The sequence below is a fragment of the Epibacterium ulvae genome (genome assembly GCF_018678075.1).
GTDB classification, from domain to species: Bacteria; Pseudomonadota; Alphaproteobacteria; order Rhodobacterales; family Rhodobacteraceae; genus Epibacterium; species Epibacterium ulvae_A.
The window spans coordinates 31,619-55,225 of record NZ_JAHHIR010000037.1; the positions used below are offsets into that span (position 1 = coordinate 31,619).

Annotated in this window: 20 protein-coding genes; 8 read left to right on the top strand and 12 right to left on the bottom strand. The window is 56.5% G+C overall.

Annotated elements, in window-relative coordinates:
• Positions 1-30: 30 nt before the first annotated feature.
• Entirely contained in the window at positions 31-2,499 is a 2,469-nt protein-coding gene (locus tag KMP13_RS10910; protein ID WP_215265891.1) for a penicillin acylase family protein, read from the bottom strand.
• A gap of 113 nt (positions 2,500-2,612) precedes the next feature.
• Here KMP13_RS10910 and KMP13_RS10915 point away from each other — a divergent pair, with 113 nt between their 5' ends.
• Positions 2,613-3,485, top strand: a complete 873-nt coding sequence (locus KMP13_RS10915) for an NAD(P)-dependent oxidoreductase (RefSeq protein WP_215265892.1) — start codon at positions 2,613-2,615, stop codon at positions 3,483-3,485.
• Between the two features lie 59 nt (positions 3,486-3,544).
• Here the strand turns inward: KMP13_RS10915 and KMP13_RS10920 are convergent, their stop codons facing one another.
• Positions 3,545-4,120, bottom strand: coding sequence for a YSC84-related protein (locus KMP13_RS10920; RefSeq protein ID WP_215265893.1), 576 nt, complete (start codon positions 4,118-4,120; stop codon positions 3,545-3,547).
• A 127-nt stretch (positions 4,121-4,247) separates the two neighbouring features.
• Complete coding sequence (hemB, locus tag KMP13_RS10925; RefSeq protein WP_215265894.1) at positions 4,248-5,246, bottom strand: porphobilinogen synthase; 999 nt, start codon at positions 5,244-5,246, stop codon at positions 4,248-4,250.
• A gap of 164 nt (positions 5,247-5,410) precedes the next feature.
• Between hemB and KMP13_RS10930 the strand changes: the two genes are divergently transcribed.
• Both KMP13_RS10930 and mfd read left to right on the top strand, forming a co-directional pair.
• Entirely contained in the window at positions 5,411-5,932 is a 522-nt protein-coding gene (locus KMP13_RS10930; RefSeq protein WP_215265895.1) for a component of SufBCD complex, read from the top strand.
• 16 nt (positions 5,933-5,948) lie between these two features.
• Positions 5,949-9,401, top strand: coding sequence for a transcription-repair coupling factor (gene mfd / locus KMP13_RS10935; RefSeq protein ID WP_215265896.1), 3,453 nt, complete (start codon positions 5,949-5,951; stop codon positions 9,399-9,401).
• 9 nt (positions 9,402-9,410) lie between these two features.
• Here the strand turns inward: mfd and KMP13_RS10940 are convergent, their stop codons facing one another.
• Together KMP13_RS10940 and KMP13_RS10945 are read right to left on the bottom strand one after the other, a co-directional pair.
• Positions 9,411-10,652 (bottom strand): multidrug effflux MFS transporter, encoded by a 1,242-nt coding sequence (locus KMP13_RS10940; protein ID WP_215265897.1) that lies wholly within the window; start codon positions 10,650-10,652, stop codon positions 9,411-9,413.
• A 134-nt stretch (positions 10,653-10,786) separates the two neighbouring features.
• On the bottom strand, positions 10,787-11,443 hold the full coding sequence (locus tag KMP13_RS10945) for a DsbA family oxidoreductase (RefSeq protein WP_215265898.1): 657 nt from the start codon (positions 11,441-11,443) through the stop codon (positions 10,787-10,789).
• Between the two features lie 252 nt (positions 11,444-11,695).
• On the opposite strand from KMP13_RS10945, the gene KMP13_RS10950 reads away from it, so the two are divergent.
• On the top strand, positions 11,696-12,319 hold the full coding sequence (locus KMP13_RS10950) for a helix-turn-helix domain-containing protein (protein WP_215265899.1): 624 nt from the start codon (positions 11,696-11,698) through the stop codon (positions 12,317-12,319).
• Positions 12,320-12,334: 15 nt separating this feature from the next.
• On the opposite strand, the gene KMP13_RS10955 is transcribed toward KMP13_RS10950, so the two are convergent.
• The 3 genes from KMP13_RS10955 to KMP13_RS10965 form a co-directional block, all read right to left on the bottom strand.
• Positions 12,335-12,991 (bottom strand): aquaporin, encoded by a 657-nt coding sequence (locus KMP13_RS10955; protein ID WP_215265900.1) that lies wholly within the window; start codon positions 12,989-12,991, stop codon positions 12,335-12,337.
• Positions 12,992-13,067: 76 nt separating this feature from the next.
• Positions 13,068-13,850, bottom strand: a complete 783-nt coding sequence (locus tag KMP13_RS10960) for an ArsR family transcriptional regulator (RefSeq protein ID WP_251363803.1) — start codon at positions 13,848-13,850, stop codon at positions 13,068-13,070.
• A 159-nt stretch (positions 13,851-14,009) separates the two neighbouring features.
• On the bottom strand, positions 14,010-15,782 hold the full coding sequence (locus tag KMP13_RS10965) for an extracellular solute-binding protein (RefSeq protein ID WP_251363804.1): 1,773 nt from the start codon (positions 15,780-15,782) through the stop codon (positions 14,010-14,012).
• 379 nt (positions 15,783-16,161) lie between these two features.
• Between KMP13_RS10965 and KMP13_RS10970 the strand changes: the two genes are divergently transcribed.
• The gene (locus KMP13_RS10970; RefSeq protein WP_215265902.1) at positions 16,162-16,935 is read left to right on the top strand and encodes a 3-hydroxybutyrate dehydrogenase; all 774 of its coding nucleotides are present in this window, start codon (positions 16,162-16,164) and stop codon (positions 16,933-16,935) included.
• A gap of 69 nt (positions 16,936-17,004) precedes the next feature.
• Here KMP13_RS10970 and KMP13_RS10975 read toward each other — a convergent pair whose 3' ends face one another.
• The 3 genes from KMP13_RS10975 to KMP13_RS10985 all read right to left on the bottom strand — a co-directional run bounded on the left by KMP13_RS10975 (position 17,005) and on the right by KMP13_RS10985 (position 19,567).
• Positions 17,005-17,688: a DUF502 domain-containing protein gene (locus KMP13_RS10975; protein WP_215265903.1), complete on the bottom strand. Its 684-nt coding sequence runs from the start codon at positions 17,686-17,688 to the stop codon at positions 17,005-17,007.
• 80 nt (positions 17,689-17,768) lie between these two features.
• Positions 17,769-18,680, bottom strand: a complete 912-nt coding sequence (locus tag KMP13_RS10980) for a pseudouridine-5'-phosphate glycosidase (protein ID WP_215265904.1) — start codon at positions 18,678-18,680, stop codon at positions 17,769-17,771.
• A complete protein-coding gene (locus KMP13_RS10985) occupies positions 18,677-19,567 on the bottom strand; it encodes a PfkB family carbohydrate kinase (RefSeq protein ID WP_353055703.1) in 891 nt (296 codons plus the stop codon). The genes KMP13_RS10980 and KMP13_RS10985 overlap by 4 nt, the downstream gene beginning before the upstream one ends.
• 278 nt (positions 19,568-19,845) lie before the next feature.
• Here KMP13_RS10985 and KMP13_RS10990 point away from each other — a divergent pair, with 278 nt between their 5' ends.
• Positions 19,846-20,829 (top strand): HupE/UreJ family protein, encoded by a 984-nt coding sequence (locus KMP13_RS10990; protein WP_215265906.1) that lies wholly within the window; start codon positions 19,846-19,848, stop codon positions 20,827-20,829.
• 22 nt (positions 20,830-20,851) lie between these two features.
• Here the strand turns inward: KMP13_RS10990 and KMP13_RS10995 are convergent, their stop codons facing one another.
• Positions 20,852-21,484: a thiamine phosphate synthase gene (locus KMP13_RS10995; RefSeq protein ID WP_215265907.1), complete on the bottom strand. Its 633-nt coding sequence runs from the start codon at positions 21,482-21,484 to the stop codon at positions 20,852-20,854.
• 165 nt (positions 21,485-21,649) lie between these two features.
• On the opposite strand from KMP13_RS10995, the gene KMP13_RS11000 reads away from it, so the two are divergent.
• Both KMP13_RS11000 and ctaA read left to right on the top strand, forming a co-directional pair.
• Positions 21,650-22,396, top strand: a complete 747-nt coding sequence (locus KMP13_RS11000) for an RNA methyltransferase (protein ID WP_215265908.1) — start codon at positions 21,650-21,652, stop codon at positions 22,394-22,396.
• Positions 22,397-22,457: 61 nt separating this feature from the next.
• Positions 22,458-23,603, top strand: a complete 1,146-nt coding sequence (gene ctaA / locus KMP13_RS11005; protein ID WP_215265909.1) for a heme A synthase — start codon at positions 22,458-22,460, stop codon at positions 23,601-23,603.
• Positions 23,604-23,607: the final 4 nt, after the last annotated feature.

The following is a 23,607-nucleotide window of genomic DNA, read 5'->3' on the forward strand; positions in this document are numbered from 1 at the left end:
TTTTCAAGTTAGGAGAGTGATTCCACTCACCTACTGCGGTAGTATTCGAGTAATACCAACCGCAGCTGCCCGTGCAAGGTTTTCGTCTAACGACATGGGAATATATTCTCCGCGCCGCCAATGTTGGGACATATCGTCGTAGTACCGAGAGAGGAAATGCCCAGATTGTCCCGTAGAGGTGACAAAGACCGAGCTATCCGGATCAGCAAAGTCATAAACACCGCGATAGCCTGAGGCGTGGATATTAGTGAAGGGCGCGAGACCTTTACCAGATGTCAGCCCGCGCTGCAGTGTATTGTCCCCACCGCTGGTGGATTGGCGAATGTTAACGAAGTAACGCAGCACAGGGATGGATCCCAACGCTTCGTGCAGGTGGTTCGCCTGATGGGCGTCCCCCCAACGCAGGGATTCCAATGTCCCACCATAAGTTTCATTAACCCAAAGAATGGCGTCATCCAGAGCGAGACGAGATAGATCGGTGCAGCTTTCGATCAGCGCGCTTTGGCGGATGTCACACCAGGCGGACGCGCCGTCAATATTGCGGAACACCCGTTCCAGGAACAGAGGGTCAACGCGGGGATATGCAGATGCAAGCGTGCCGATATCATCTTCGATCAGGCGTTTTTGCAAAGCGCGCACCCAGGCCGCATAGATCAGTGGTTCAGGCAGATGCTCATTCATCTCACCGTTCCATTGGGCAAGCAGGTTCAAGGCGGTCTGACGTTGACGGGCAGGGGTGCCCTCTGGCGCGGCCTCTCCGGTGAACCAGAGGTCAGCACCAATCAGGGGCAACAAGGTGCGTGCGGCAAAGGACACTGTGTCCTGCTGCGCCTCAATAAAGCTGTCGCGGGTATGGACCTCGCGCGATTGCATCAGGCGTTGCCACCGGTGGATCCGCTGCGAGTCTCCCCAGTCGTAGGAAATATGGTTGGGAAACGGGCGGTCGACCAGTTTGTTGTTGGTGTTGCCCAGAATGCCGCCGCGTGGGTTTCGAAATACCGGGTTCGCCGCATATGCCGCGCGTCCCTGCCAACGGTTTTCACGCCGCCAACCCGGGCTCGGCAAACGCCCTTTGCTCTGATGGCGACTGCTGCGTTGGGGCACCGCACCGATGGTTTTCATCGCGATCTCTTCCTGATCGGCGAGAACAAGGTTAAAGGAGGGCGCGACAAAACCTTCAGCCGCTGCAATGGCCTCTGAAACATTGTGGCTGCGCATCAGATCGATCGCGGCCGTCATCGAGGTGTCAGCCGGGCTCAGCGCGGTCCAGCCGAGGCTTACGACATGGCCGGGTGGAGTAATGCTGGAGAGATTGAAGATCCCACCGGGCAAAACAGGACCATTTTCAGTCCAACGCAGAGTGGTTGTGATCGGTGGCGCGTCTTTGACGTTGATAATGGCGCGCCGTGTGCGGAAGGTTTTGAAACCGCTCGGAGTTTGGTATTCCTCCGGATTACCTAGGTTCAATTGTTCGATGAACAGATCCTGGTCATCCAAAAAGGACGCGGTGATTCCCCAGCCCATTGCATTGGACCTTCCTGAAAACACAACCGGGATGCCGGGCAGGGTGCCGCCAATGATACCACCGGTCGCAAGCTCTAGCCGGGCAAGATACCATGTTGACGGCGCGGTGAGGCTGTTGTGCGGATCGTTTGCCAAAATGGAACCACCGGCAGCGGACCGCGACGGCGCGGCGGCCCAGGCATTGGACGCGCTGGAAAGACCGCGTTCCGGCAGGGGCCAAAAAGTTGGTTGCGACGTCTCAAGCGCTGCAAAGCGCTTCATCTGCGGAAAAAGCTCAGTGAATTCTGGCAAAGCAGAAATCCCGTTGCCCGGCGCGTCCGGCAGGATATCTCGCAGCCGGTCGGGATCTTCGAGCACCAGTGAGGTCCGCGTGCGCAGGATCTCGTTTTGCATGTGTGTCGACGATTGCACCGCCAAAAGCTTGAGCAGCGCAAGACTGTCTGCCGGTTGCCAGGGTGCAACGGGCGCGGAGAACAAGAACATCTCGGGCGCGCCTCGTCCCAATGCGCTTTCGTTAACCTCAAACAAACGCGCATTGACGCCTGCCGCGTAGGCTCGCAAGGCCGCCAATGTATCCGCAGATTGGGCAGCCACCGACTGTTGCGCGAGACGATAAATATCCAGCCGCCGCATCAAACTGTCGCTTTCGATGCTGCGTTCGCCAAAAACTTCCGACAGGCGTCCTTGAGCGGTGCGCCGCAGGACGGTCATCTGCCACAGGCGATCCTGGGCATGGGCATAGCCAAGACCGAAATAGACGTCTTCGTCGCTGGCGCCAAAACTGCCAAAAATATGCGGCACGTTGGCGTTGTCGCGCACGATTTCCACAGGCGCGGTGACGCCGGGCAGGGCGCGTTCTTTTTCGTATTCGGGCAGCGATTGCGAGGCGAGAAAATACACAACAAGGATTGAAAGAACAGACAGCAGCACGCCCACCGCGGTCAGTTTCAAGAGCCAATTTACCAATCTCGCCATATGGTGATCTTTCTCGAGCTTTCAGAACTTTAGCGGACGCGTCGCTTGCGCTTGCGCCCTAGGCTGGTAGGGTCAACGCGACCATAAGGCAAGTTTTTCAGAGGGGAAAGCAAATGGCGAAAGTTGCGTTCTTGGGCTTGGGGGTGATGGGCTATCCCATGGCTGGCCATCTGCAAAAAGCGGGGCATTCCGTGAAGGTTTATAACCGCACAACCGCAAAAGCGGAGGCCTGGGTTGCTGAGTATGGTGGTACATTGGGCAGATCGCCGCGCAGCGCCGTGGAAGGCGCGGATTTTGTGATGAGCTGCGTCGGAAATGACGATGATTTGCGTGCGGTTTGTGTCGGCGAAAACGGCGCTTTTGCAGGCATGTCCTCGGGCACGGTCTTTGTGGATCATACAACCGTTTCGGCAAAAGTGACGCGCGAGCTGTATGATGTCGCCAAGGATGCGGGCATTTCCCTGATCGACGCGCCAGTGTCCGGCGGGCAAGCCGGCGCTGAAAATGGTGCGCTGTCCGTTATGTGTGGCGGTGACAGCGATGCATTTGATCGCGCCGAACCCATTATGGCGGCTTACGCGCGTATTTGTCGGCGGATTGGGGAGTGTGGCGCGGGTCAGATGACCAAAATGTGCAACCAGATCGCCATCGCAGGCGCGGTTCAAGGCCTCTCTGAGGCGCTGCACTTTGCTGAGAAATCGGGCCTCGACGGGGAGGCAGTTGTTGAAGTGATTTCCCAAGGGGCCGCCGGCAGCTGGCAAATGGCAAACCGTTTTCAAACCATGCTTAAGGACGAGTTTGAACATGGTTTCGCGGTGGATTGGATGCGCAAGGATCTGGGGATCTGTCTGGATGCCGCTGATGAAAACGGCGCAAGCCTGCCGGTGACCGCGCTGGTCGATCAATACTACAAAGATGTGCAGAAAATGGGCGGCGGTCGTTGGGATACGTCGAGCCTGTTTAAGCGTCTGCGCAAACTCGGATAATAAAAAAGCCCCGCTCGAAAACGAGTGGGGATTTTTTAATTTCATTCTTTCCCAGCGACTTAGGGGATGATGCGAGTGTACTTCGTGCCTTCCAGCGTTGCACCGATGCGCAGGCCGGTCTGACCAAAAATCGCCGCCAGAATGGGCGAGGTCAGCGTATTGGTGTCGGCTGCCAAAGCATTGCCTTCGTTCTGGATGACATATTCCAGATCCGCACCTGCGGCCCAGCCAGAGGACCGGCGGAAGTTCGACAGCGCGTCTTGCGTCATAAAGAACAAAACATGCGCATATTGCTGCGCGCCGATTTGCAGACCAGCGTTGCCTTTGAGTGTCGAGTAATAGTCGACGGTGACATCGTTGATCCGCAACGCGCCCTGGCCATAGGCACCACCAAAGATAAAGCCCGCCTCGGTCACCAAGGGCATCACCAACAGACCGGTGGCTTTGCTCGCCAGATCGCGGGTGTTGGGGTAAAGGCTGTACATCTGGTCCAGCGTTGCGTCTACGCGTGCATCGATTTTGGCGGCATTGCTGGTGCCAACACCATTGCCACAGGCAGCGGTCACACCAAGACCCGCCACCGCGCCCAAGGCAAAGCCACGGCGCGTGATATTTGTGTTTCGTTTACTGCTCATTTTGCCTGTCCTGTTTTCAAGCTCGACTTTTTGTCGTTCTTAACTCGAATTTATAGGCTCAACTTTGCCGATTGTCATCTGCAAGCGCAAGAAAACAGCGACAATTCGCCCATTCACAAGTGTTGGATTATCTGTTCAGAAGCTTGGCAACCCGAGGGGCGAAATAGGTGAGGATCCCGTCGCAACCCGCGCGTTTAAAGGCCAAAAGGCTCTCCATCATCACCTGCTCTTTATCGATCCAGCCGTTTTGCGCCGCCGCCATGATCATCGCGTATTCACCGGACACTTGATAGGCAAACGTCGGCGCGCCAAAGGTGGTTTTGACACGGTGACATACATCCAAATATGCAATGCCAGGCTTGACCATCACCATGTCGGCCCCCTCTTGCAGATCGCGTTCCACAAGGCGCAGAGCTTCGTCCGAGTTGCCGGGATCCATCTGGTAGGTTTTCTTGTCGCCCTTCAAAGCACCCGATGCCCCAACCGCATCCCGAAATGGGCCGTAATAGCCCGAGGCGTATTTGGCGGAATAAGACAGGATAGAGACATTGGAGAAGCCTTTCTCCTCCAAGGCGCGGCGCATTGCGCCAATGCGGCCGTCCATCATGTCGGACGGTCCAATGATGTCCGCGCCAGAACGCGCCTGGGCCAATGTCATTTTGACCAAAGCTTCGACAGAGCGGTCATTTACGATCTCACCTTCAACCACAAATCCATCGTGACCATTGATGTTGTAGGGGTCGAGCGCCACGTCGGTCATGACGGCGATATCAGGGGCTGCGTCCTTGATCGCGCGGATCGCCTGGTTGGTCAGATTGTCGGGGTTCCAGGCCTCGGCGCAATCCTCGGTTTTGAGCGCGGGGTCGGTATAGGGAAACAGGCAAATCGCGGGGATGCCCAGATCCTGCGCTTCTTTTGCGGATTTCACCACATTGTCCAGCGACTGGCGCATCACACCGGGCATAGAGGCGACGGGTTCCATCACATCGGTGCCATCACGCACAAAGACCGGCCAAATCAGATCGTCCACCGTCAACGTGTTTTCGCGAACCAGATTGCGCAGCGCGTGGGTGGTGCGTGTACGGCGCAGGCGCGCGGCAGGAAAAGGGGCGACGGTCGGTTTCATCTACTGGCTCTCGCTTTGGCTTTTCCTTTGGTTTGCATGGAAAGCCGTCGAAAACAAGATGCGTGGCTTGCGACACAGTAGTCAGGCTTGTGTCCCGCCGCCGGACAGTGGATATAGGGACGGGCGCGTAAGCGACAGAATTGACGAACAAAAAGGACCTGAGTGTGGACCTCTTTCACTTGCTGGCGGAAATGATTGATATGCGGTCATTTTCCAACCTCTGGTACTGGATTGTTCTGGCCATTGCCTGGTCGACGGCCAGTCATTGGATCCTGGGCGTGCCTTTTGATTTGGTGAACCGGGCCCGAAAACGCGGTGGTCAAGCCTATCAGGATCTGGAAACGCTAGTGCGGATCAATGTGACGCGCAAATTGCATGTCATGGATGTTGCCGGGCTTTGGGTCGTAGGGTTTGCGTGTTTCTTGCTGAGTACATTGGCGGTGCTGGGGTTTTGGTTTGGAATGGAAATCGCGCAAGCCGTCTTCCTGATTGCCTTCCCGATGAGCGGTGTCTCACTGGTCAGCCTGCGTGCGGCGTGGAAAATTCAGGCGCAAGGGTTGGTCGGTGAGGATCTGATGCGTCAGCTTAGCACCTGTAGATTTGCCACCCAGCTGATCGGAGTTGTGTCGATTTTTGTGACCTCTTTATGGGGCATGTACCAAAATATCCAAATTGGCGTCATTTAAGACAGGGACTTCAGCGATGGCCGTAAAACAGGTCAAAATGGGCGGCGTTCCCGAAGGGTTTGATGCGCGCCAGATTTTGAAGGAACTGGAGACCTCCGGCAAACCGGTGGTGCATGTCGCCCGCGATGACAAGCGGATGGAGGCGACGCGCGCCGCATTGGCGTTTTTTGCGCCGCACATCCCGGTGTTTGTCTTCCCTGGCTGGGACTGTTTGCCCTATGACCGTGTCTCGCCCAATCCGGATGTCTCTGCCGCGCGTATGGCGACGCTTGCGGTGTTGCTGCATCAACCGCCCAAAGAATATGTGCTACTGACCTCATTGAACGCGGCCACCCAACGCTTGCCTGCGCGTTCCGTGCTCAAAGAATCGGTGTTCTACGCCAATGTGGATCGTCGCATTGACGAAGATGCATTGCGTAAGTTTCTGGTTCGTATGGGGTTCTCCCAAAGCCCAACGGTGATGGAACCCGGTGATTACGCCATCCGCGGCGGCATTATCGACATTTTCCCGCCGGGCGAAAGCGGCCCAGTACGGCTGGATCTGTTTGGCGATGTGTTGGAAAGCGCCCGCCGGTTTGACCCTGTGTCACAGCGGACCACCGAAAAACTGAATACGGTGGAATTGGCGCCCGTCTCCGAAGTCATCTTGGATGAGGCGGCGATAACCCGGTTCCGCCAGAACTACCGGATCGAATTTGGCGCCGCTGGCAGTGATGATCCGCTGTACGAGGCGGTGAGTGCCGGGCGCAAACATCAGGGTATGGAGCATTGGCTACCCTTCTTCCATGAAGAGCTGGAAACCCTGTTTGACTATGTGCCGGGCGCGACGGTGACGTTGGATGACCAAGTCACCCCAGTGCGCTTGGCGCGGTGGGATACGATTGCGGACCAATATGAGACCCGCAAGATCGCGATGGCCCAAAAGGGACGCTTGGATTCCGTCTATAAACCCACGCCGCCTAGCTTGTTGTATTTGGATGACGCCGCCTGGGAACACACAGTGGCCGCGCATCGCGTGATCCAATTCCACCCGCTGGCACAGGCCACAGGCCCCGGTGTGGTGGACGCTGGCGCGCGTATTGGTCGAAACTTTGCGCCCGAGCGGCAACAGGAAAGCATAAGCCTTTTTGGGGCTTTAGCGGATCATATTAAATCACGTCTTGCAGAAGGGCCGGTCTTGATCGCCTCCTACTCAGAAGGGGCGCGGGAACGTTTAACCGGCCTGATCGAAGACGAAGGACTTGCCGAAGCGATCCCTGTAACCGACGGCACGCGGATCGGAAAGTCGGGCCTGCATCTGGCGGTGTGGGCGTTGGAGCATGGGTTCGAGACGCCCGAAATGACGGTGATCTCAGAACAGGATGTTCTGGGCGATCGCCTGATCCGCGCGCCCAAGAAACGGCGCAAGGCCGAAAACTTCCTGACTGAGACACAGTCGCTGACACCGGGCAATCTGGTGGTGCATGTGGATCATGGGATCGGCCGCTACATGGGGCTGGAAGTGGTGACCGCCGCCGGAGCCGCCCATGAATGTCTGCTGTTGGAATATGCAGAATCCTCAAAACTTTATCTGCCGGTAGAAAACATCGAATTGTTGAGCCGATACGGTCACGACGAAGGTCTTCTGGACCGTCTGGGCGGCGGCGCGTGGCAGGCCAAAAAGGCCAAGCTGAAAGAGCGCATTCGTGAGATGGCGGATCGTCTGATCCGGATCGCGGCCGAACGTGCCTTGCGCAAGGCGCCGAAAATGGATCCACCACCGCATGCGTGGGAGGAGTTCTCAGCCCGGTTCCCTTATCAGGAAACCGACGACCAGCTGCGGGCAATTTCCGATGTCATGGAGGATTTGCAATCTGGTGCGCCGATGGACCGTCTGGTTTGCGGTGACGTTGGGTTTGGCAAGACCGAGGTTGCGATGCGCGCAGCCTTTGTCGCAGCTATGTCTGGCCTGCAGGTGGCTGTAGTGGCACCCACCACCTTGTTGGCCCGTCAACACGCCGCCAGTTTTGCCGAACGTTTCCGTGGATTTCCGTTGGAAGTCAGACAGTTGTCGCGCTTTGTTTCTGCAAAAGAAGCGAGTAGAACACGCGAAGGTTTAAGCCGCGGCATCATTGATATTGTTGTTGGCACCCACGCGTTGTTGGCCAAAAGCATTCGTTTCGAGAACTTGGGCCTGTTGATTATCGACGAAGAACAGCATTTCGGCGTGGCCCACAAGGAACGGTTAAAACAGCTGCGCAGTGATATTCACGTGCTCACCCTGACCGCGACCCCGATCCCGCGGACGCTGCAATTGAGCCTTACCGGGGTGCGGGACCTGTCGATCATTGGCACGCCACCCGTCGACCGTCTGGCGATCCGCACGTATGTCAGTGAATTTGACGCGGTCACCATTCGCGAAGCCTTGCTGCGAGAACATTACCGTGGCGGGCAAAGTTTTTACGTGGTGCCGCGGATCTCGGACTTGCCGGAAATTGAGGCCTTCTTGAAGGAACAACTGCCGGAATTGAACTATGTCGTCGCGCATGGACAGCTCGCCGCCGGTGAGTTGGACGAGCGGATGAATGCGTTTTATGACGGCAAATTCAACGTCTTATTGGCGACAACTATTGTGGAATCGGGCCTCGATATTCCAACCGCCAACACAATGATCGTGCACCGCGCCGATATGTTTGGTCTGGCGCAGCTGTATCAAATTCGTGGCCGCGTGGGTCGTTCCAAAACCCGCGCCTATGCCTATATGACAACCAAGCCCCGTCAGCGTCTGACCGAAACGGCCGAGAAACGACTGCGTGTTCTGGGCTCGCTCGATACGCTTGGGGCGGGCTTTACCTTGGCCTCGCAAGACCTTGATATTCGGGGTGCTGGCAATCTGTTAGGTGAAGAACAGTCCGGCCAGATGCGCGACGTGGGCTACGAGCTTTATCAGTCGATGCTGGAAGAAGCGATTGCCAAGATCAAATCGGGTGAAGCTGAAGGTCTGACTGAGCAGGACGACCAATGGGCACCGCAGATTAACCTCGGCGTGCCGGTTCTTATCCCACAGGATTATGTGCCAGATCTGGATGTACGTTTGGGTCTGTACCGGCGTTTGTCCTCGCTTTCGAAAAAGGTAGAGTTGGAAGGTTTTGCCGCCGAACTGATCGACCGGTTCGGAAAATTACCGAAAGAGGTCAATACGTTGATGCTCGTTGTTCGCATCAAGGCGATGTGCAAGCGGGCGGGCATTGCTAAGCTTGATGGTGGTCCCAAAGGCGCGACCATCCAGTTCCACAACGACAAATTCGCCTCTCCGCAGGGATTGGTTGAATTTATCCAAGGGCAAAATGGTCTGGCCAAGGTCAAGGACAACAAGATCGTTGTCCGTCGTGATTGGCGCTCTGATGCGGATAAGATCAAAGGCGCCTTTGCAATTGCGCGGGACCTGGCCGAAAAAGTTGTGGCTGAGAAGAAGAAAGCCAAGGCGTAAGCGGCGGTTTTACTCCGCCGCCGTCGCCTGAGTCTCGCGTTGTGTCAACGAGCGCATAATCAAGGCGGCGATGCAGGCCATCATGAACACCCCGGTCGCCATAGGCCGCAGGGTTCCGTCAAACATCTGGCCGACCGGCGTGGCGAAGAGCACACCCAAAACCGTTGAAATTGCAGCAATAACCGATGCGGCGAGGCCCGCAATATGCCCAACGGGTTCCATCGCCATCGCATTGAGGTTGCCCATGGCTGCGGCGATCATCAAGAAGATGGAACATTGCCAAATCACGAAGAATGCAAAGGGGATCTGATCCGAAGGGAGCGATAGACTGAGTGCCAGCATAACAAAGCTGAACGCGCATTGACCCCAAAGACCAAAGACCACAATTGCGCGCATCCCAAAACGCGGCACCAGCTTGGCGTTCAAAATACTGCCCAGCCCGGACACAAGCGCGACCAGGGCGAACCAATAGGGGAAAGTCGCGGCGCGATCGAAAATCTCACCATAGATCTGCTGGATCGAGGTGAGCATGGAGAACAACATCCCCATGGCCAAGGCTTGGATCAAGATGGATGTGCGCGCAACCGGATGAGTGAACAGCTCTTTTGTCGCCGCGAGCAGGGATGAGATCCGCAACGGGCGACGGTGTTCTGCGGCATGGGTTTCGGGCAAGCGCAGGCTCACCCAGATCGCAACGACTAACGCGAATACGATGAAGACCGCGAAAATTGTACGCCACCCGGACACCGTTAAAATGGCGGCACCCAGGGCGGGGGCGACGGCCGGCACCAGTGTAAAGATCATGATCGCATAGGACATCAGCTGCGCCATCTCGCGACCTTTGTACAAGTCACGTACGGCTGCCAGGCTGACGATACGCGGGCCAGCAGCGCAAATCCCCATGATAAATCGTGAGAAAAGAAGCACTTCGAGTGTGCTGCTCATCACGGCCATAAACGAGGCTCCGGCATAGAGCAGTGCGCCCGCGATGATCACCGGCCGCCGCCCAATCGCGTCCGAGATTGGGCCTGCAAAAAACAGCCCGATTCCCATGCCAAACAAGAAAACCGTCAGAACCAATTGCGCTTTGTTGGCATCATCCGGCGACAACTCAGCAGCGATGTTCGGCAGTGCGGGCAGCATGGCATCGATGGAGAGCGCGATGATCGCAAACATAAACGCAATCATCGCCGTCAATTCGGTTTTACCGAGGCGGCGGGTGGTGTTCTGGGGCACTGGAATATCGCTCATCAAGCTTTGGCGAGAGGCATTTTGCCTCGCGCGCCGAAAATGTAGAACATGTTAAGCAGTTTGGCCAGAGCCGGCTGTCAGTTTCCTGACCAAAATTGAGCGTCAGGCGGGCATTTGCCGATGCGCCAACGCGGCTATTCCTCAGGCGCGTCTGCCAATTGGCTCTGAATATCCGCAATCACCTGCTTCCACAGCTCAGGCGGCTGTGCGCCGGGAACGGCATGTTGGTTGGCAATGATAAAGGTCGGAACGGAACTGACACCCATTTTGCGCGAGTGTCCATCACGTTGACGAATGTCGTCCAAGTCATTGTCAGAATTCAAAAGATTTCGAATAACGTCTGCTTCTAGACCTGCCGACGTCGCAACGTCGACCAATACGTCCTCGGACCCAATGTCTTTGCCATCCACAAAATAGGCTTGAAACAAGGCATCGACCACTTGCGTCTGTTTCTGCTCAACACCTGCCCAATGGATCAGGCGATGTGCGTTCACCGTGTTTGGAGTGCGCGCGATCTTATCCAGGTTGATAATCAGACCAGCATTTTCGGCGTGTTCCACGACGGGTGCATAGGCGCGAACGGCTCCGTCTTTGCCGCCAAATTTCCCCTCAAGATAGGCGCGCCGGTCTACGCCATCCACCGGCATTTCTGGGTTCAGCTGAAACGGATGCCATTCAATCACAAACGGGTGGTCTCCAAGTTCCGCCAGGGCTTTGTCCAGGTTGGCTTTGCCGATGTAACACCATGGGCAAATCGGATCCGACAGAATGTCCAGTTTTACAGTTTCCATAGTGGTTTATCCTTCAAAGCTCACCCAATAGGCACGTCATTGCAACCTGCCATTTGGATTTCGGAACTGCGCATAGGTGCGCGCGTATATCTTGGGCTGTTTGTAATCTGCCAAACTTGCCTTGGCAAACTGAGAAAGGGCTTCAGGTTCAAGATCAGGTGATCGTAAATCCAATGCGAAGGCCCTGAAGAATAAGTTCAACCCGTGCCAGGACACATTGCAAGCCCCATCCACGCGGCTTATAGATGATCCATGACAGATAAAGACCCCAAATCCCTCATCTCGATCGCGCGTGAAAGCGGTAATACATCCGAGCCAGAGCCGCTGGATCTGGGTGCGCGGGTGCGTGAATTGCGCAAGGCGCGGGATTGGACGTTGGAGCATGCGGCAAACCAGGCCGGATTGGCGCGATCCACACTGTCAAAGATCGAAAACGGCCAGATGTCTCCGACCTATGAGGCGTTGAAAAAGCTGGCCGAAGGATTGGAAATTTCCATTCCGCAGCTGTTTACCCAGCCGAAACGCGAACAGGTCAATGGCCGGTTTACCGTGACCAAGATGGGTCAGGGCGCGGCCCATGCGACCGCGACCTATGAACATGAGCTGTTGGCGGATGGGTTGTCCCGCAAGCAAATGCTACCGTATCGGGCGCGGGTACGGGCGCGGAATATGGACGAATTTGACGGCTGGGTGCGCCACGACGGCGAAGAGTTCCTGTATGTGCTGACCGGCGTAATCAAGCTTTACACCGAATTCTATGAACCCATCGAAATGCGTCGTGGCGACAGTGCCTATTACGATGCGACGATGGGGCATAACGTGGTGTCGGTCAGTGATGAGGACGCCACCATCCTTTGGGTGACGTCTTTGGCGTAAGGCACTGATTTACTGTTACTCTTCGGCGAAGAGGATGCGCAGGATTACATGTGCGAAGCCAACGGCAACAAGCTGCACAACAATGAACATCGCGATATGGCCGGGGTAAATTCCAGCAAAAGTGTCTGAGAAGCCGCGCGCAATTGTGACCGCCGGGTTCGCAAAGCTGGTCGATGACGTGTACCAGTATGCGCCTGTGATATAGAGCGCGACGAGGGTTGGGATCGCCTCCGGCTTGCTGCGCAGACCGCCAAAAATCACGAACAACAGACCAAAGGTTGCAACGATTTCCGAGAACCACTGTGACACGCCAGTGCGGTGCATCGTGGTTGAGGTCTGCGGGATAGATTGGTCAAACATCCAGTGGCAGGCCCAAACGCCTAGGATGCCGCCGACAATCTGAACAATCACATAGGCCGGCACGTCTTTCCATGCGTGGTCACCGCGCAAAGCAAAGGCCAGCGTGACCGCTGGATTGAAGTGAGCGCCAGAGATTGGGCCAAGCGTGGTGATAATTGCATAAAGCATGCAGCCGGTTGCAATCGCATTGGCCAACAGGGCCAGCGCAACATTTCCCTGCGCCAACGTCTCGGCCATAATGCCAGAGCCGATAACGCTGATCAGAAGAAATGCCGTCCCGAGCCCTTCTGCGAGCAGTTTTTGAGCGGTCATGATCTGGCTCCGTCGCGCAAGGGTTCGACTGATATGAAAGTCATGGGCGACGCGATGTGAAAACTCATAATATTCATTAGCCTACGGTTCCTCGTAAAGGCGATGATTGGGGCGGTGTTAGGTGACCAAGCTCATCAATGCGATGTTGCAAGGATTGTCGGTCCAGACGTTCAAATGGCAGCCAGGTCAGCGCCTGGATCCGCTGTTTCAAAACCTCGAAAGTAGCGCGCATGGCGGTTTTGGCGCTGCTGGGATCCGCATCTGGGTTGGCGACGCCCCAATGGGCGTGCAACGGCTGCCCGGGCAGCTGCGGTGGCTCTTCGTTTGCGGCTTGGTTGCAGACAGTGATGACCAAATCCATTTGCGGCGCATCGGCGCGCAGAAAGGGGGCCAACCCTTTGGGAGATAGTTTTGACACATCATACCCGCGCGCCACGAGGGTTGAGAGTGCTTCCTCATGGGCGTATCCCTTGGGGGCGATCCCAGCTGAATACGCGCGAAACCGCCCGTCGCCTTCACCGTTCAGCAGGGCTTCGGCCAAAATGGAACGCGCGGAATTTCCGGTGCAAATGAACAGGACGTTTAGCGGCCGCTCGGCTGTTGGCATCGGCAGCGGCGCGGATTGGGTCACGTTGCAAATGTCAGGCCGGTTCTGACAACAGTCGGAAATCAACGTGTCAAACATGCCTTTCAACCCGTCGAGCTTGGCCTGATAGCACAGTGAAGTGCCAATGCGACGCTGATCAATCAGCCCGGCGCTCCGCAGGATGGACAGATAGGTGGAGGTGGTATTGGCTTTGAATCCCAAAACCCCGGCAATTTCACCAGCAGGGACAGCGTCTGGGTAGCGCCTGACCATGAGGCGAAACACCGATAGCCGGTTTTCGTGAGCGAGGGCTGAAAGCTTATCGATTACACTTGTTTCCATATTTCTAGAAATAAAGAAGCTAACTGATAAAGCAAGAAAAAACCGCGCTATTTCCCAAAAGCGCGGTTTGTTATGGTGTCGGTGTCGGTGCTATTCAGCGTCCACCCACCAAACATCTGGGAGGAAATAGGTTTCCTTGTCCCCATAGATTGGAATGTAATCCGGGTACTTCAGCTCTTTGACGTGGGCGATGTAGGCGCTGTCGTATTGCCAGATTGGGATCACGTACCGCCCCGCAGTCAGCAGCCGATCCAACGCGCGACTGGCGGCTTGGAAGTCTTCGGTCGAATGTGCTGCCAACATGGTGCCAATCATCGCATCGATGGCCGGGCTGTTGATGCCTGGCAGATTTCGGCTGCCGGATTGGTCGACCCCGGCGCTGCCCCAATAGAGGTATTGTTCGTTGCCGGGGCTCAGCGACAGGGCGCGGCGTATGGGAATAATGTCGAAGTCATAGGCCGTTTCGCGTTCCACAAACTGGGCGTTGTCAACGATGTCGATCGACAGGGAGATGCCCAGACGTTTCAACGCCTGCCCATAGATGTCGATGATCGATTTGGTCTGCTGGTCCGCTTGTCGGATCAGAACACGTAAGGTGACCGGCGTGTCGGAGTTACAGTGCAGCGCACCGTCGGTCACAACGCAGCCAGCCTCCTGCAGCATTTTGACCGCTTTGCGCAGGTTCTTGCGGTTGCGCAAGCTGCCATCCGAGGCCGGTGGTTGATAGCCTTCCAGCGTTCCTGGGATCAGCTCCGACTTGTAAGGAGCTAATAACGCTTCCGTTTTCCCGGTTGCAGCACCGGGGATGAGGCCAAGAGAAGAGCCAGAGAAGTAAGAGGCTATTCGTTTTTGCTGCCCGCCAGTGATCGTCTCATTTATGTATTCAAAGTTAAACGCCAGCATCAACGCTTCGCGCACCTGCCAATCATTTAGCGGCGTGTTGCGTGTATTCAGCGCAAGACCCGTAATTCCGGTTGGCTTTTGATGTGGGATTTCTGATTTCACCACGTCGCCATTTTGGGCACGGGGGAAGTTGTAGGCGTTTTTCCAGAGGTTTGCGTTGTATTCGCGATAGGTGCTCAGCTCGCCTGCTTTGAAGGCTTCAAACATAACCGTGCCGTCACCGAACAGCTCAACCCGCAACTCATCTGCGTTTTGGGTGCCGTTGCGAAACGGCAGATCCTTACCCCAGTAGTCCGGATTGCGCTTCATGGTGAAGTAGCGATTGGGCTCGTAATCGCTCAGTACATAGGCCGAGGATGAAATGGGTGCTTCGCTCAGGCCGGAATTGGCAAGGTCTTTTCCCTCCCATTGCGCCTTTTTCAAAATGGGGCGCAGGCCTGCAATCAGCGCCAATTCACGGTTGTCTGATGCAAAGCTCAGCCGCACCTTGCCCGGGCCGGTTGTTTCTATTTTGGAAACTTGTTGCCAGAATCCACGGTATCTGGCGTGCCCTTCGGTGCCCAAGGTTTCATAGGACCAGATCACGTCCTCGACCGTAACCGGGCTTCCATCCGAGAATTTTGCAGCCGGGTTTAGGGTGAATTCAACCCAGGACCGGTCGTCTGGAACCTCAATCGATTCGGCCAAAAGGCCGTACAACGTGAAGGGTTCATCCAGACTACGCCCCATCAAGCTCTCAGAGGCCCAATATCTGTAGTGCCAGGGCGTGCTGCCTTTGCGCGCAAATGGGTTCAATGTGTCAAAGCCGCCGGTCGCTCCAAAGGTGATGCGACCGCCCTTTGGCGCGTCCGAGTTGGCATAAGGTAATGACACAAAATCCGGTGGTAGGGCGGGGTCGCCATACATAGCTATGGCATGGGCTGATTCTGCTTGCGCAGAGGCAGCGGTGAAAAGGGCCATGATTCCGGCCAATGCGCCGAAGCGGCGAGAGAAATATTTCGGTGCCAATTTCGCAACAATCCCGATGAAGCCTTATTTTCTTAGGTGGCGACGCTATCGGCTTGGGCACATCAAATCAAACTTTTAGCTTGGACCAAGGCCGGAAATTGCTTATAAAGGGATCACTGCTCGATAGGTTTCTTGCCTGTATGAAACCTGCCTCAATAACTCAACGCCCGCCTTGCGCGGGCGTTTTTTTCTGCCCGATTGCCGGGCAAATGACGGGCCATTCCAGTGCTCGTTTACGGCGGGCGATAGATACCAAAACCGTTTCCTTTTGCAGGTGCAGCATGTCAGACTGCGCATCAGAGCGAGATATCCAAATCGGAGGGAAGAGGCCATGGTATTAAAAGGCAAAACAGCCGTTGTTACAGGTTCGAATTCAGGTATCGGACTTGGCGTCGCACGAGAGATTGCGCGCGCCGGTGCAGATGTGGTCCTGAACTCATTTTCGGACACTGCCGACGACCATGCGTTGGCGGAAACAATGTCACAGGAATTCGGCGTCACCGTGCGCTATATCCAGGCAGATATGTCGGATGGCGCCCAGTGTCGAGCCCTGATCGAGAAGTCCGGAGCCTGCGATATTTTGGTGAACAATGCCGGTATTCAGCACGTGGCACCGATTGACGACTTCCCGGTTGAAAAGTGGGACGCGATCATTGCGATCAATATGAGCTCTGTGTTTCACACGACAGCTGCTGCTTTGCCAGTCATGCGCGCAGCGGGTTGGGGGCGGGTGATCAACATCGCTTCAGCCCATGGTTTGACGGCCTCTCCGTTCAAGTCCGCCTATGTCGCCGCCAAACATGGGGTCGTGGGCATGACCAAGACGGTGGCGCTGGAGACCGCAGAAGAGCCGATCACCTGTAATGCCATTTGCCCGGGCTATGTACTCACGCCGCTGGTCGAGGCGCAGATCCCGGATACGATGGCGAAATACAACATGGGCCGGGAAGAGGTGATCAAGAAGGTCATGTTGGAACGCCAACCCTCCCGTGAATTTGCCACCGTGGAACAGCTAGGTGGAACAACGGTGTTTCTGGCCTCAGACGCCGCCGCGCAGATCACCGGAACGACGATCAGCGTTGATGGTGGTTGGACCGCACTATAAGCGGGGTTTACATTGAAAACGACAAAGGGCGCCGATATTGGCGCCCTTTTTTGTTTTTAGAACGGGTATTTAAGAGCCGTTTTTGATGTTCTCGTCTTCCTTGGAGCTCGGATAAACAAGACCCGCGGAAATGACCAATTTGGCTGCGTCTTCGACGCTCATATCCAATTCGGTCACGTCTTCTTCGGGGAAGTATAACAGGAAACCGGATGTCGGGTTCGGGGTTGTTGGGACAAAGACGCTCAAAAGATTGCCGCTGGTTGCGGCTTTTTCGGCCACTTCACCCTTGGCCGGGGTCGAGATGAAACCGATCGCCCAAATGCCTTTGCGCGGATATTGAATCAGGCAGGCGCGTTCAAACGTCCGCTCGGACTGTGCAAATACTGTTTCCGAAATCTGTTTGATCCCGGAATAAATCGAGCGCACTACCGGCATCCGGTCGACCAATCCTTCGGCAAAGCCGATCAGGGAGCGTCCTAAAATCCCTTTGGCGATCCAACCAACGACAATGGTAAACAGAAGGAAGATGATTAATCCGACGCCGCGCAGGTTGATGCCGATGTATTTTTCCGGCTGGAATGTGTCAGGCACCAGCGGCAGGACCACGCCGTCGATCCAACCCATTGCCGACCAAAGTAGCCAAACCGTCAGTCCAACTGGTGCGATGACCACGATCCCGGTCAGGAACGAGGACCGAAGTCTAGAGAACAGGCCAGGGCCACGATGTGGCTCTTCGTCAAAAGGCGTAGTCATTGGTCATCAATTCCGTTAGTTGACTGCAACTTAGGGTCGGAGCGGCGATACGACAATGGGGTGAATGACGCAAAAACCCGTCAACCCTGCAACGCGGTCAGTTCTTGAGCAATTTGTGCGGCCAATTTCGCGTTATTTCTGACCAGCGCGATATTGGCTTCCAAAGAGCGGCCTTCGGTCAGTTCAAAAATTCGCTGCAACAAGAACGGGGTGACGGCTTTGCCAATGACACCTTGGGTATCCGCTTCGCTTTGCGCTTGTGCAATGATTGGCGACAAAACATCGCTTTTGATTTGTGCAGTTTCGGGGATGGGATTTGCAATCAGCTGACCGCCCGGCAGACCCATAGCCTGGCGCGTGACAAAAGCGCGGGCGATACTGGCTGTATCATCCATCCGCAAGGGCGCCTTGAGATCTGACTGAGCCGACCAGAACGCAGGCAAGCTGTCTTGCCCAAAGGCGATCACCGGAACGCCATTGGTTTCCAGAAATTCCAGCGTCTTGGGCAGATCAAGGATGGCTTTGGCGCCGGCTGCAATGACATTGACCGGGGTCTGTGCCAATTCGGGCAGGTCGGCCGAGATATCAAATGTGCTCTCGGCCCCTTTGTGAACGCCGCCGATGCCGCCGGTTGCAAAAACCGCGATCCCGGCGAGGTGCGCGGCTATCATGGTCGCGGCAACCGTGGTCGCTCCGGTTCCGCCCGTCGCAATGCACGCGGCCATATCCGCGCGCGAGACTTTGGCAACGTTTTGCGCTTGGCCGAGCGCTTTCAGCTGATCCGCCTCGAGGCCGACGTGCAATGTGCCTTCGATCACTGCGATGGTTGCTGGTGTCGCGCCCGCATCGCGGATGTCCTGTTCGACCAGCGCTGCGGTTTCCACGTTGCGCGGGTAGGGCATGCCGTGGGTGATGATCGTGCTTTCCAGTGCGACAATCGGACGGGCCTCTGCCTTTGCGGCGGAGACTTCGGAAGAATAGGTGATGTTCATGACTGCAAAAGCTCTCCGGACACATAGGAAGCAGCGGCGGCGAGCGCCGAATTGAGGGCATCTGCGGGTGTTTCACCGCGGAGTTCGGCGGCGATATGGGCCGCCATAAAGGTATCGCCCGCACCGGTGATCCGCTTGACGGTAACTGGGGGCGGGGTTTGTGACAGCACTCCGTCGGGCGTTGCAAAGCTCGCATCCCGGCCACCATGCGTGACCATAACCCGCGCGGCCCCTGCTGCGATCAACGCCTGTGCGGCATCTTGGCTGCTGTCAAAGAGGCGATCTACCAGAATACCGGCCTCCTCCAGATTGACATAAAGCGTGCCGCGCCCATGGGTCAGAAAGGGCCGCAGCCGTTCGGCCTTACCGGGAGAGGCGGGCGCGATGCGCAAATCTGCGGCGGCAAACAGCGGATTTTCGGCAATGTCTTGCAGCAGTGCAAGGGTCAGATTGCCGTCCAACGCGATCAAACCGGAGTAGGGCGCATCTGGACTGCCAAGCCGCCCATCGGAAAGCGGCGTCAAAATCGCATTGCCCACGGTTTCCAGCGAATGGGCATCGGCAATGGCAGCGACCAAACCGTTGGCCCCTTCGATGGCCATGTAGCAATCTGTTGGCAGGCCGTTGGGACGATGCACATATTGCATGTCCAGACCAAGCGCGGCGCTGGCGGACATCAGGTCGTCGCCTTCGGTATCCTGTCCAATTGCGGTCAAAGCGGCAGGCGTTATGTCAAACTTTGCAAGCGCTTGCGCGATGTTGAGTGCGACACCACCGGGCAGGCGCTGAATGCGACCCGGCACATCATTGGACAAGGCCATGCTGCGCGGCGTGCGGCCGACGATATCCCATAGGACAGAACCGATACAGATGACTTGGGCAGACATGGGCGAAGTTCCCTTTGGCATGACTTCCTATTGCAACCTTTTGACCCGGTCGCAAGCGGCTTCCTGAATTTAGCAACCGACGGGATGGACGGGCTTTGCGATAGGTTGACGGCCGCGAGGATAAAACAGCCAGTTTCCAATCGCAAACCACTGGAAATGCAGCGCAACTGGTGTCTACTGTAGATCAGGGTCACGTGTGATCGGTGCGGGTTGAGGAGAACACACTGCGGCGTTTTGGGTATCTGTTTCAACTGACGTGCAATTGCTTGGCGCTTTTGTTGCTGCTGTGGCAATCACAAGCGTTTGCCCAAAGCACAGGGCCTACAATCGTTGATTTCAGACGCGACGGGCCATCCCTATTGGTGGATGTCACGCTAGAAGCGCCGCCGGGCGCGGACTGGGTTTCGGAACAGCTTTTTGATGAACCCGCTCATATTGCGCGCATGACGGACGGCATGGTCTCATTCGGAATTGGGTTTGCAGAATTAACGGTGCAAGACCTACGCAAGACCGAGGCAGACGCCACAGTTGAACTTGCCTTCACCCTGTCCCTGACCATCCCACCCGAGGCTGAGGTGGTCACGTTTCGCTGGCCACTGGCATTCGGCGCGGTTGTGTTGCGGCAGCACGGCGTTCCCGAGGCCTTTGGCGGGTATTTTGCACAAGGGCAGTTTCCAGACGCGATCCCGCTTGCGGGCGGGGCGGCGCGCAGTAGCCAAGACATTGCGGTCCAGAATTTCGTAACCGGTATTGAAACGGTGTGGCCGCGCGGGGTGGAGTTTATCTTCCTGGCGGCTTTGATCTTTTTAAAACGAGGCTGGCCTGGTCCCATGATCGCGCAGCTCGCCGCCATGGGGTTTGGTAATGCCTGCGCCGTTGTCGCGCTGTCTTTTGTAACTTGGAGCCCTACGCCAGCGCTAGTGGCCTGGGCGCTGCCGGTGGTTGTTGTGATGCTAGCGCTCGACAATATCGTGATGCGGGGCCTGCGCGTCTGGCGTCTGGCCCTGTTGTTTCTCTTTGCGGGTTTGCACAGTTTTGGGTTCGCAGCCACAATGGGCGGTGCAAATATTGCAGCGATGCAAGTCTTGCCTGCCACTGCCGGCTATGGGCTGGGAATACTCGTCGCGATTTCTGGCGCTGTTTTGGTCGGTTATCTAACGCTGGCCATTTGGTTCGGGCATAGCCTAAAATACCGGGGGCGGGTGATTATGCCTGCCAGCCTGACCGTTCTTGGTTGGGAGTTGTATCGCCTGTTCGGTTAGGTCCGCGCACCGGATGCTGGCTTCAGGTCATCAATGACTGAAACCGTTGCAGGGTCGCCAGCGGGTCCTCGGTGCGCCAAATTTCATCGCCGATGCCAAAGAAATCAGTGAATGGCGCGACTTTGCGAATGGCGTCGTCATCCAGCCCGCCTTCGGCAACCACCGGCACTTCGATCATCTGCGACCACCATTCAAACAGCTCAACTTCGGCCTGCGCACCATCACCAAGGCCTGAGGCGCCGATCGGGCCAAATGCGACATAGTCCACACCAGCCTCGCCGGCAGTCATCCCGTCATGGCGCGAGGCACCGCAGAAGCTGCCAACAATTGCATCCGCACCAAGGGTTTTGCGCGCATTGCGCACGGATTTCATTGCATCGGTCAAATGCACACCGTCCAACCCCAGACGTTCGGCCAGAACAATATGGTCCGAGATCACCAGCGCCACATCGCGCGAAATGGTGACTTCACGTAGAGCATCGCTTGCGCGGCTCAGCGTATCCTCGTCGCGGCTGGCCAGATCCAGGCGCACACAGGCAATTTCCTCAGCATCCAGCACGCGGGCGAGCTGCTCGGTGAACCGCGCCAGCTCAAACGTGGGCGGTGTCGTCAAATAGATCTGTGGCTGCTCGGGGGCTTGGGCCTGGGTTTCCATTCCGCGTGCTCCTGTTTGTCGATTGACAGGTATTTACCGGAAATGCTGGCGGACGCAAGGATTTGTCCCAAGGAAAAGCCAGGTTTGAGGGCAGGGCGGCCCCATCTGGATCTTGCCCCCAAGGCCGCAGGCGACTACAGCAGGACGGATTTTGCGGAGAAAGTGATGCCTAGCCCAACCCCTCAGCCGTCCTTTGTGCTTGTACGTCCCCAAATGGGGGAAAATATCGGCGCGGCGGCGCGTGCGATGTGGAACTTTGGTTTGGACCGGATGCGGATTGTGGCGCCCCGCGATGGCTGGCCCAATCCCAAAGCGGTGGCCATGGCGTCTGGCGCAGGACGGCTGTTGGATGAGGCGCAGTTGAATGAGGATCTGGCTGGCGCTTTGAAAGACTGCACCTATGTCTTTGCCACCACCGCCCGGCCGCGTGAGCTGACCAAACCGGTGTTCAGCCCCGAAGCTGCGATGAAACTGGCGGCGGAAAAGATCAAAGCAGGTGAAAAGATCGCCGTGTTGTTTGGCCCGGAACGAGCGGGTCTGGAAAACGAGGACATCGCCAAGGCCAACGCCATCATTTCCGTGCCGGTCAATCCAGAGTTCGCCTCATTGAACCTTGGGCAATGTGTGTTGCTGACCGCCTACGAATGGCGTCGCCAGGTCGAAGAGATCGAGCATGAGGTTCTTGATATCGGCAAATCTGACTGGGCAACCGGGCAAGAGGTCGAAGCGCTGGTCAAACACTACGAAGATCGACTGACCGAGGCTGGCTATTTCTATCCACCAGAAAAAGCACCGGGCATGAAGGTTGTGTTCCGCAACCTGTGGAGCCGCATGCGCCTGACACGAGCGGATGTGCAGATGTTGCACGGTATCATGCGACAGATGGTCCGTTGGCGCGAACATCGCGACTGATCCACGGCACGCATACTATATCAGCCAAGGTAGGCCGAGGCGGTAAGAGAACGAGGCAAGTATGAGCAAACGCAGTATTTTCGAAGATGTCGGCGGCGCAAAATCCGAACAAGCGGCACCAACGCCGGGGCTTTTGGATCGGGGCCAGGACGGTGCGCGTAAGTGGATCCGGATTTGGCTGGGCGTGTTGTTTGTCCTAGTGGTCGCCATGATCGCCGTCGGCGGCCTGACCCGGTTGACCGACAGCGGCTTGTCGATCACCGAGTGGCGTCCGATAACCGGTGCGATCCCACCGCTGAGCGAGGCGGACTGGCAGGCGGAATTCGAAAAATACAAGCAGATCGACCAATGGGCCATTCATAACAAATGGATGGAACTCTCTGATTTTAAAGAGATATATTGGTGGGAATGGGGCCACCGCCAGTTGGGGCGCGTGATTGGTCTGGTTTGGGCTTTGGGCTTCTTTGGCTTCCTTGTGGCGCGTAAAATTCCAACCGGTTGGACCGGGCGTTTGATGATCCCCGGTGTCTTGGGTGGCCTACAAGGCGCTGTTGGCTGGTGGATGGTGCATTCCGGCGTGACCCAGGGCGAGGGCGTGACCACGGTTGCCTCCTACCGTCTTGCGGTGCATCTGGGGCTGGCTTTTGCGATCCTTGGTCTGTTGGCGTGGTACATGCTGGCGCTTGGCCGAAGTGAGCAGGATTTGATGCAGGCACGTCGCGCAAAAGAGGCCAAACCCTTTAGCCTGTCCACCGGTTTGATGCATTTTACGCTGCTGCAAATTCTGTTGGGGGCCTTGGTCGCCGGTATTGATGCGGGCCGGTCCTATACCGGTTGGCCGTTGATGGGTGGTCAGATTTTCCCACCGCAGGCCTTTGCGCTAGAGCCGATCTTGCGCAATTTCTACGAAAACCCCGGCCTTGTGCAATTCATCCACCGTGTCAGCGGCTATCTCTTGTTTGTCTTCACTGTTGTTGTCTGGCTCAAAGGACGTGCAAGCGCCCATGCGCATACGCGATTTGCCTTTAATGCAGTGATGGCAGGCGTGACAATTCAGATGCTTCTGGGCATCATCACGGTTATACAGGCGGCTCCGTGGCAGACAGCCATTGCGCATCAATTGGTTGCAGTTGTTGTCTGGGTGTTGATTTTACGGGCGCGTTTCTTGTCAGCATACCCCGTGAGCATTTCGATCAAAGATCATTGAGTAA